Here is a 10,354-nt window from a genome sequence, read left to right as displayed (position 1 = left end):
CCTCAGACGTCTCGCCTGAGGAACGAGTCAGCACGCTCGATGCGTACCTGTGGTCGTGCTGGCGGGTCAGCCCTCCGACGGCGCCTGCGGGGCCGACGAGCCGCCCTCGACCGGGCGGCCGCCGCGGGTACGACGACGGTTGCGGTTGCGGCGGCGACGCTGCTCGCCGTCGCCCTGCTCGCCCGCACCGGACGCCGGGGCCTCGGCGCGCTCGCCGGCGCCGTCGGCCGAGCCCTGGCCGGAGCGCGAGCCCTGGCCGGAGCGCGAGCCGCCTCGGCCGCCGCGCGAGCCGCCGTCCCGGCGACCGCCGTCACGACCGCCGTCACGACCGCCACGGTGGCCGTCGCGCTGGCCGGACGAGCTGGTGCGCTTGCCCGTCTCGCCGAGGTCCTCGAGCTCCTCGGCCTCGAGGCCGCCCAGCTGCTGCTTGCTCTTGGGCAGCCGGCCCTTGGTGCCCTCGGGGATGCTCAGGTCGGAGAAGAGGTGCGGCGAGCTCGAGTACGTCTCGACCGGCTCCGGGAACCCGAGGTTCAGCGTGCGGTCGATGAGCTGCCAGCGGGGCACGTCGTCCCAGTCGACGAACGTCACCGCGGTGCCCTGCTTGCCGGCGCGACCGGTGCGGCCGATGCGGTGCAGGTAGGTGCGCTCGTCCTCGGGGCACTGGTAGTTGACGACGTGCGTGACGTCGTCGACGTCGATGCCGCGCGCCGCGACGTCCGTCGCGACGAGGACGTCGATGTGGCCGTGCCGGAACGCGCGCAGCGCCTGCTCGCGGGCGCCCTGGCCCAGGTCGCCGTGGATGGCGCCGGCCGCGAAGCCGCGGTCGCGCAGCTCGTCGGAGACCTTCGCCGCCGTGCGCTTGGTCCGGGCGAAGACGATGGTGCGGCCGCGGCCCTCGGCCTGCAGCAGGCGGGCCAGCACCTCGACCTTGTCCAGCGCGTGGGCGCGGTAGACCACCTGGCGGGTGTTCTTCACCGTCGCGCCGTCGTCGTCCGGCTCGGCCGCGCGGATGTGCGTGGGCTGCGACATGTAGCGGCGGGCCATCGAGACGACCGGACCGGGCATCGTCGCGCTGAACAGCATCGTGTGTCGCACCGCGGGAGTGCGGGCGAGGATCTTCTCGACGTCGGGCAGGAAGCCCAGGTCGAGCATCTCGTCGGCCTCGTCCAGCACGACCGTGGCCGCACGGGTGAGGTTGAGGTGGCCCTGGTTGAGCAGGTCGACCATGCGGCCCGGCGTGCCGACGACGACCTCGACGCCGTTGTTCAGCATCTCGATCTGCGGCTCGTACGCGCGGCCGCCGTAGATCTGCGCGATGCGCACGGAGCGCTTCTTCGAGGCGGTGGCGAGGTCGTTGGCGACCTGGACCGCGAGCTCGCGGGTCGGCGCCACGACGATCGCCTGCGGCTTGCCGGGGGCGGGCAGCTCGTCGTAGCCGGGCTCGCCGGGCGCGACGACGCGGTGCAGCAGCGGGACGCCGAAGCCGAGCGTCTTGCCCGTGCCGGTCTTGGCCTGGCCGATGATGTCGTGCCCCTGGAGCGCCACCGGCAGCGTCATCGCCTGGATGGGGAAGGGGTGGGTGATGCCGGACTCGCGCAGGGCCTCGACGATCTCGGGGCGCACGCCGAAGTCGGCGAAGGAGACGTCCTGCGCCTGGATGGCTGCGGGGGTGGAGTAGTCGGGCTCGCCGGTGGCGGGAGCCGTGGGGGCCGCGGTGGCGGCGGGTTCGGTCGTGGTCACGGGTACCTTCGTCTGCTCGTCGGCGCGCGCGAACCGAGGGGCTCCCGAACGGGCCGGGTCCGTCGACGGGCCGCACCGTTCAGGTCACACTCGTCGGGTCGCAAGGAGCGCCGAGGTGGTCGGCAGCCGATCGCGGAAGAACGTCGCTCAGGCTCGGCGGGGATCCCGCCGGGCCGCTGCGGTCGAGTCAGTGGATTGAGACCCATGGCATGACGACCGGGCAACCGAAGTACACGTCCATGGTACGCGACGGGCGCCCGGTCGGGGTGTGACGTCGACGGTCGCCTCTATCCTGAGGCGCGTGAGCCAGCAGCAGAGCACCCCGGACCCGGCCCTGACGACGCTCGTGGGGCTCGCGGCCTACACGGAGCTGGCGGCGTTCGGCCTGCTCTCGGCCCGGTCGGTGGACGCGCCCGACCTCGCCGTCCGCCAGACCCTGGCGACGGCGGCGGGGGAGTCGCTCGGTCGCCAGGAGCGGCTGCTCGCCCTCACCGCCGCACCCGGGGCCGACGGCGCGGCCGCGGCGATGGCGCCCTTCGACGGGGTGCTCGCCGACTTCGACGCGCGCACGCCTCCGTCCGGCTGGGCGGAGGGGCTGCTCAAGAGCGTCGTGGGGCTCGGCGTCGCGCAGGACCTGTGCCGCGAGCTCGCCGCCGGGCTGCCCGGCGGTGCGGGGGACTTCGTGGCCGCCGTGGGCGAGCCTCGCACCGACGACCCCGCGACCGCCGCGCTGGCGGGGGCCGCCGCGGCGGACGGCGTGCTCGCCGCCCGCCTGGCGCTGTGGGGGCGGCGCGTCGTGGGCGAGGCGCTGGGCCTCGTGCCCGTGCTGCTCGCGGCGCACCCGCCGCTGGCCGCGCTGGCCGCCCGCGCGCGGGAGGCCGTCGACGACGGCGGCGCGTCCACGCAGGCGTGGCTCGTCTCGCGGCTCACCGCCGAGCACACGCGCCGGATGGACCGCCTGGGCCTCGCCGCCTGACGGGCGTCAGAGGGCGCCGAAGCCCACCCTGGCCTGCTCGGTGGCGCCCACCTCGACGTACCCGATCGTGGCGGTCGGCACGAGGATGGTGCGCCCCCGCGAGTCGGTGAGCTCGAGCAGCCCCCCGTCGGTGATGGCGCCGCGCACCGCGGCGGTCACCTCCTCCGCCGTCTGGTCGGTCTCGACGACCAGCTCGCGGGCCAGGTTCTGCACACCGATCGTGATCTCCACGTTGTTGTCTCCTTCGCGAGCCGCGCCGGTCGTGCCGGCGCGCGTCTGTCGGCCGTCTCCCGGCCGTCGGTCGATCCCGGTCTCCCGGACGTCTGCTCGATCCTAGCCACGCCCGCGCGCGGGGAAGGGCCCGGGACGCGTTTGTCAGCGGAGGGTGAAACCGGCGCGCCGCGCGCCGGGGACCGGGGCCGTCGGTGGGGCTGTCGGTGGGGCTGTCGGTGGGGCATGGTCGAATCGGTCCCGTGACGTCAGCACCCCTCACCGCCGTGCGCCTCGTGGTGCCGGAGCCTGCCGGCGTCGCGAGCGACGACGTCGTGCTCGACGCGACGCAGGAGGCCGCGGTCGCGGCCGCCCTCGGGGGCGACGTCACGCTCGTGGTCGGCGCCCCGGGCACGGGGCGCACGACGGTCGCGACGACGGTGGCGGTGCGGGCCATGCGCAGCCCGGGGGACGCGCCGGGCGTCGACCCGTCGCGCGTGCTGGTGCTCGCGGCGTCGCGCCGGTCGGCCGCGAGGCTGCGGGACGAGGTGACCGCGCGCGCGGGGCGCACCGTGGGGGCCCCGATGGTGCGCACGCCCGCGTCCGCGGCGTTCGCGGTGCTGCGGGCGCGGGCGGCCGCGCACGGCGACGCGGCGCCCACGCTGGTCTCCGGGCCGGAGCAGGACCTGGTGCTGGCGGAGCTGCTCGAGGGGCACCTGTCGGGAGAGGGCACCGACCTCGTGCTCCCGCCGGGGCTGCCGGAGGAGTCGCTCGGACTGCGCGGGCTGCGCCAGGAGCTGCGCGACCTCCTGATGCGTGCGGCGGAGCGCGGGCTGGGGCCCGTGGACCTCGACGAGCTCGGCCGCCGGCACGACCGGCCCGAGTGGGTGCTCGCCGCGCAGCTCTACGAGGAGTACCTGGACGTCACGACGCTGCGCCTCGGCACCCCGGACGCGGGTGCCCGGTACGACCCGGCCGGCGTGATCGACGAGGCGGCGCACGCCCTCGCGGGCTGGGACGACGAGCTGCCGGACGTGCCGAGACCGTCGTGGGACCTCGTCGTCGTGGACGACTACCAGGAGGCCACGGTCGCCACGGCACGGCTGCTGCACGTGCTGCACGACGCGGGCGCGCGGCTCGTGCTGCTGGCCGACCCGGACTCCGCGGTGCAGGGCTTCCGCGGCGCGTCCCCCGGACTGGTCGGGCGCGCTGCGGCCCCCGCGCGCGCCGGCGTCGTGGGAGCGTTCGACGCGCGCACCGTCGTGCTGGGCACGGCCTGGCGGCAGCCGGAGGGGCTGCGCGCGGTGACGCGGGCCGTGACGTCGCGCATCGCGACCGTCTCCGGCGCGCTGCACCGCGGCGCCGGTCCGCGTCCGGACGCCGTCGGCCCGGTGGAGGACGGCGAGGACGCCGAGAACGGAGCCACCGGTCACGGCGCCGACGCCGCGCCGTCGTCGGACGGGACGTCGTCGGACGGGACGGCGGGGGAGGAACCCGCTGGCGCGAAACCGTCGGGCGTGCAGGTCGCGGTGCTCGCCGGGCCGGCACAGGAGGCCGCGTTCGTGGCGCGCGAGCTGCGCGCCGAGCACCTGCTGCACGGCACGCCGTGGGAGCGGATGGCGGTCGTGGCGCGCAGCGGTGACCGGCTGGCCTCGCTGCGCCGCGACCTGGTCGCCGCGTCGGTGCCCGTGGCGCTGCTCGGCTCGGACCTCCCGCTGCGCGACGAGCCCGCCGCGGCGCCCCTCCTGGCGGCACTGCGCGTGTGCGCGGCCGGCGGCGGCGTCGACCGGCTGATCGCGGACGAGCTCGGGGAACCCGGGCCCGGCGCGGGCTCCGCCCTCGACGCCGAGACGGCGGCGCTGCTGCTCACCTCGCCGGTGGGCGGTCTCGACGCCGTGGCGCTGCGGCGCCTGCGCCGCGCCCTGCGGGCGGAGGAGCTGTCGGGCGGGGGCGGCCGGTCGTCGGACGCGCTGCTGGTGGAGGTGCTGGACGACCCGGCGCGCGCGGAGACCCTGCCGACGCCGGTGCGGCGCGGCCCCGTCGCCGTCGCGCGCGTGCTGGCCGCGGGGAGGGCCGCCGCCGCCGAGCCGGGCGCCACCGCGCAGACCGTGCTGTGGGCGGTGTGGGCGGCCACCGGGCTCGCCGACCGGTGGCGCGACGCGGCGCTCGCGGGCGGACCCGCCGGGGCGCGCGCCGACCGCGACCTCGACGCCGTCCTCGCGCTGTTCCGTGCGGCCGAGACGTACGTGGACCGCATGCCCGGCGCCCCCGTCGCCGCGTTCGTGGACTACCTCGCGTCGCAGGACCTGCCCGCCGACTCGCTCGCGGCGTCCGCGGTGGGCGCGCACGCGGTCGAGGCGCTCACCCCGGCCGGTGCGGCAGGACGCGAGTGGGACGTGGTCGTCGTGGTGGGAGTGCAGGACGGCGTGTGGCCCGACCTGCGGCTGCGTGACTCGCTGCTGGGGTCGCAGGCGCTGGTGGAGCTGCTCGCCGGGCGCTCGGACGACGCGCACGGCATGGGCCCGGAGGCTCGGCGCCAGGTGCTGGCGGACGAGCTCCGGGCGTTCGCGGTCGCCACGTCGCGGGCGCGGCGCCGGCTGGTGGTGACGGCCGTGGAGGACGCCGAGGACGCGCCGTCCGTGTTCCTCGACCTCGTGGAGCCGCCCGACGGCGACCGTGCGGGGGCCGAGGGGCCGGACCCGCGGCGGGTGACCGTCGGCCCGCCGCTCGACCTGCGCGGCGTGGTCGCCGAGGCGCGCGCGACCCTCGTCAGGGCGGCCGGGCACGGGGACGACGACGGCCCGGTCGGCGTCGCCGCCGCTCTGCTCGCCGACCTGGCCGACGCGGGGATCGCGGAGGCCGACCCGCGCACCTGGTACGGCGTGGCCGCGACGTCCAGCGACGCGCCGCTGTGGGGGCCCCACGACGTGGTGACGGTCTCGCCGTCCAAGGTGGAGACGGTGAGCACGTGCGCCCTGAAGTGGGCGTTCGAGTCGGCGGGCGCCACGGCACCCGACGCCACGCACCAGACGCTCGGCACGCTGGTCCACGCGATCGCGGAGGACCTGCCGAAGGCGTCGCTGTCCGAGCTGCGCGCCGAGCTCGACCGTCGCTGGCCCGAGCTCGCGCTCCCCGACGGCTGGCCGTCGCGCCAGCTGCGCCGCCGCGCCGAGCAGATGATCGAGCGCCTCGCCGCCTACTACACGGAGGCGGGCGACCCGTTGCTCGTGGAGCCGGCGTTCGAGCTGACCGTGGGCCGTGCGCGCCTGCGCGGCAAGATCGACCGCGTCGAGGACGCGGGCGACGAGGGCGTGACCGTGGCCGACCTCAAGACCGGCCGCAGCGCGCCCGCCCGCGCGAAGGCCACCGAGCACCCGCAGCTCGGCGCGTACCAGCTCGCGGTGTCCGAGGGCGCGCTCGACCTCCCGCCGGGCACGCCCAGCGCGGGCGCTCGGCTCGTGTACGTCGGGACGCCGACCGTGGCGCCGACGCTGCGCGACCAGCCCGCGCTGCAGGTCGGCGAGGACGGGTCGAGCTGGGCGCGGGCGCTGGTGGAGAGCGCCGCCGACACGATGGCGGCGGGCCGCTTCACGGCGCACGAGAACGACCTGTGCCCCATGTGCCCCGTGCGCCGGTCGTGCCCCGTGCAGCCCGAGGGAAGGAACGTGATCGAGTGACCGGCGACGGCACCACCGGCACCGACGGCGCTGCCGCGCCGGAGCCCGGGGACGACCGTCCCCACGGCGGCCGCGACGACCTCGCCGCGGCGTTCGCGGACGAGACGTGGGCCGCGCTCGGCGAGCCCGGCCGCGAGGCCGACCTCGGGTTCCCCGAGCTCGCCGGCGTCGGCCCGGCCTCGCCGGACGCGGTCCTGTTCGACGACGCGGCGCTCTTCGGCGACTCCGCGCTGGTGGGCGGCCCGGCGGCCGACGGCGGCCCCGGCGCGACGGCGCGCCCCGCGCCGGCGGAGCCGCGGCTGTCCGCCCGCGACATCGCCGAGCTGCTCGGGCGGCCGTCGCCCACGGACGAGCAGGTCGCCGTCATCGAGGCGCCGCTCGAGCCCGTGCTCGTGGTGGCCGGGGCCGGGTCGGGCAAGACGGAGACGATGGCGGCACGCGTGGTGTGGCTGATCGCCAACGAGCTGGTCGCCCCCGAGGAGGTGCTCGGGCTGACCTTCACGCGCAAGGCGGCGGCCGAGCTCACCCAGCGCGTGCAGTCCCGCCTCGCGCAGCTCGCCCGGGCGCAGGGGCGCGCGACGTCGGGCCTGGACCTGCTCGCCCGGCCCACGGTCGCGACCTACAACGCGTACGCGGCCGCGCTGGTCGCCGACCACGGGCTGCGGCTCGGCATCGAACCCGGCTCCCGGCTGCTGGGCGAGGCGAACCAGTGGCAGCTCGCGGCGCAGGTCGTCGAGTCGTGGGCCGACGACCTCGGCACCGACAAGGCGGTGAGCACGGTCGTCGGCGCGGTGCTGGCGCTGTCGGGCGAGCTCGGCGAGCACCTGCTCCCCGTGGACGAGGCGCGCGACGCGCTGGCCGACGTCGTCGCCCGCCTCGACGCGCTGCCGCTCGGCCCCCGGCAGAAGAAGCGGACCAAGGAGGTCCAGGGGCTGATCGACTCGGTGGCGGAGCGGGCCCGCCTGCTCGACCTCGTCGCGGAGTACCGCCGCCGCAAGCGGGTCGCGGACTCGCTGGACTTCGGCGACCAGATCGCGTTCGCCGCCGAGCTCGCCAGGTCGGTCCCGGCGGTCGGCGCGACGGAGCGCTCCCGCTTCCCCGTGGTGCTGCTCGACGAGTACCAGGACACGTCGTACGCGCAGGTGGAGCTGCTCGCCGGGCTGTTCGGCGGCGGGCACGCCGTGACCGCGGTGGGCGACCCGCACCAGTCGATCTACGGCTGGCGGGGCGCTTCGGCGTCGGGGCTGGCCCGCTTCGGCGAGCGGTTCCGGACGCGCGCCGGCGCGCCGGCGGCCGTGCGCTACCTCAGCACGTCGTGGCGCAACGACGCGGCCGTGCTGGCGGCCGCGAACGTCGCCGCGGCCCCGTTGCGCGAGCGCGCACGGCACACCGGCACCGGCGTGGACGTGCCGCCGCTCGACCTGCGCCCCGGCGCGGGCACGGGCGTCGTGCGCGCGCACGTCGCCGCGACGAGCGAGGAGGAGGCGGAGGCGGCCGCGGAGTTCGTCGCGGCGCGCTGGCACCGCGCGACCCGCCGGGACGGGTCCGACCGGGTGACGGCCGCCGTGCTGTGCCGGGCGCGGTCGCAGTTCGCCGCCGTCGAGGTGGCGCTGCGGCGCCGCGGGCTGCCGGTGGAGGTCGTGGGCCTGGGCGGGCTGCTGTCCACGCCGGAGGTGGTGGACGTGGTCGCGCTGCTCGAGGCGGTGCACGACCCCTCGCGCGGCGACTCGCTGCTGCGGCTGCTCACGGGTCCCCGGGTCAACCTCGGTGCCTCCGACCTGCACGCCCTCGGCTCGTGGGCGTCGGACCTGGCCCGCGCCGACGGCGCCCGACCGGGAGACCGTGCGGCCGCGCCGGGCGAGGGACCGGAGGAGGACGGCGACGCCCCCGTCGTCGTCGAGGGCGACGTCGTGGACCACCGCTCGATCGTCGACGCGCTGGACGACCTGCCGGCCCCGGGGCGCCCCGCCCGCGACGGTCGCGTGCTGTCCGCCGCGGGCCACGGCCGGCTGACGGCGCTGGCCCGGCTGCTGCGCGAGCTGCGGGGCCTCACGTACCTCTCGCTGCCGGAGCTCGTGGTGGTGGCCGAGCGCGCGCTCGGCCTCGACGTCGAGGTCGCCACGGCGCAGGTGCTCGCGGACACGCTCACCCCGGCCACCGGCCCCGGAGGTGGGGCTGCCGCCGGCGTGAGCCTGCGCGGCCGGGAGCACCTCGACGCGTTCCGCGACGTCGCCGCGAGCTTCGCGCAGTCGGCCGACGTCGCGACGCTGGGCGCGTTCCTCGCGTGGCTCGGCGTCGCGGGCGACCAGGAGCGCGGCCTCGACATGCCCGTCCGCGAGCCCGACCCCGACGCCGTGCAGGTCATCACCGCGCACGCCGCGAAGGGGCTGGAGTGGGACGTGGTGGCGGTGCCCGGGCTGGTCGACGGCGTGTTCCCCAGCCAGGCGGAGTCGGCGCAGGGGCGGCTGGACAGCGGATGGCTCACCGACGTCTCCGCGCTGCCGTACCACCTGCGCGGCGACGCGCCCGACCTGCCCGAGTTCACCTGGGCGGAGGCCGCCGACACCAAGGACCTCGCCGCCCGGCGCGACCGGTTCCGCGCGGACAGCGGCGCGCACCGCCTCGCCGAGGAGCGCCGCCTGGCCTACGTCGCGTTCACGCGCGCCCGCCGGGAGCTGTTCCTCACGGCGCACTGGTGGGGCACGGGCAGCACGCCGCGGCGCGTCTCGCCCTTCCTCGCCGAGCTCGTCGAAGGTGGGGTGGCCGACGCGGGCGGCTGGGCCGAGCAGCCCGACCCGGCGGCGGGCAACCCCCGTGACGACGTCGAGCACGCCGCGCCGTGGCCCCCGCCCGAGCAGTCCGCGGGGGCCGGACGCGCGGACGACCCCGAGCCCGGGACCGGCACCGGGCCGGGCGAGGCCCCGACGCCGCGTGACGTCCTGCGGGCGTCGGCAGCCCGGGTCGAGGCGGCGCGCGCCGACCGTGCGCGCAGGGACCCCGCGAGGCCGGAGGGCGGCGCCGCGACCGGTGTGCTGCGCGACGCGGCGGGCCGCGACCTGGTGCTGCTGGCCCGCACGCTGCTCACGGAGCGGGGGGAGCGGGGGTCGCGCGAGGTGGAGCTGCCGGCGCACGTGTCGGCGTCGGGCCTGGTCCGGCTCGCCGGCGACCGCGCCGGGTTCGCGCTCCAGCTGCGCCGTCCGGTGCCGCAGGAGCCCACCGTGCACGCCCGCCGCGGCACGCACTTCCACGAGTGGGTGGAGCGGTTCTTCACGTCGTCGTCGCTGGTCGACGTCGACGACCTGCCCGGCGCCGAGGACGGTGAGATCGCGCCCGACGTCGACCTGGAGACGCTGCGGCAGCGCTTCACGGAGTCCGCGTGGGCGTCCCGCACCCCGCTCGCGGTCGAGGTCGACGTCGAGACGCCGGTGGGTGGCGTCATGCTGCGCAGCCGGATCGACGCCGTGTTCCCCGACGACGACGCCCCGCCCCCCGCCGAGGGCGAGGCGCCGGCGGTCGTCGTCGTGGACTGGAAGACCGGGCACGAGCCGCGCGACGCGGGCGCCCGCTCCGCCCGCGAGGTGCAGCTCGCCGTCTACCGGCTCGCGTGGTCCCGGTACACCGGGCTGCCGCTCGACAAGGTGTCCGCCGCGTTCGTCTACGTCGCGAGCGGTACCACCGTGCGCCCGCGCCGCCTGCTGGACGAGGCCGAGCTGGAGGCGCTGGTGCGGGGCGAGCCGCACCAGCGGTAGGC

General features: G+C 77.5%; 5 protein-coding genes. 3 read left to right on the top strand and 2 right to left on the bottom strand.

The genetic code is table 11. The annotated features are described in order from the left end of the window. Window positions 1-66: 66 nt before the first annotated feature. Entirely contained in the window at window positions 67-1,740 is a 1,674-nt protein-coding gene (locus tag ACFQ8Y_RS21050; protein ID WP_430549546.1) for a DEAD/DEAH box helicase, read from the bottom strand. A 301-nt stretch (window positions 1,741-2,041) separates the two neighbouring features. Here ACFQ8Y_RS21050 and ACFQ8Y_RS21045 point away from each other — a divergent pair, with 301 nt between their 5' ends. Then, window positions 2,042-2,716, top strand: coding sequence for a ferritin-like fold-containing protein (locus ACFQ8Y_RS21045; RefSeq protein ID WP_430549547.1), 675 nt, complete (start codon window positions 2,042-2,044; stop codon window positions 2,714-2,716). A gap of 6 nt (window positions 2,717-2,722) precedes the next feature. Here the strand turns inward: ACFQ8Y_RS21045 and ACFQ8Y_RS21040 are convergent, their stop codons facing one another. Next, complete coding sequence (locus tag ACFQ8Y_RS21040) at window positions 2,723-2,947, bottom strand: DUF3107 domain-containing protein (protein WP_430549548.1); 225 nt, start codon at window positions 2,945-2,947, stop codon at window positions 2,723-2,725. A gap of 242 nt (window positions 2,948-3,189) precedes the next feature. On the opposite strand from ACFQ8Y_RS21040, the gene ACFQ8Y_RS21035 reads away from it, so the two are divergent. Together ACFQ8Y_RS21035 and ACFQ8Y_RS21030 are read left to right on the top strand one after the other, a co-directional pair. After that, entirely contained in the window at window positions 3,190-6,603 is a 3,414-nt protein-coding gene (locus ACFQ8Y_RS21035) for a PD-(D/E)XK nuclease family protein (protein WP_430586649.1), read from the top strand. Beyond that, window positions 6,600-10,352 carry a UvrD-helicase domain-containing protein gene (locus ACFQ8Y_RS21030; RefSeq protein WP_430586648.1) on the top strand — a complete coding sequence of 1,251 codons (3,753 nt, stop codon included), beginning with the start codon at window positions 6,600-6,602 and terminating at the stop codon, window positions 10,350-10,352. The genes ACFQ8Y_RS21035 and ACFQ8Y_RS21030 overlap by 4 nt, the downstream gene beginning before the upstream one ends. Window positions 10,353-10,354: the final 2 nt, after the last annotated feature.

The organism is Isoptericola sp. NPDC056605 (genome assembly GCF_042792795.1).
Classification (GTDB): domain Bacteria; phylum Actinomycetota; class Actinomycetes; order Actinomycetales; family Cellulomonadaceae; genus Isoptericola.
Note: the sequence above shows the minus strand (reverse complement) of the source record. Positions and strands in the feature narration are given on the sequence as shown.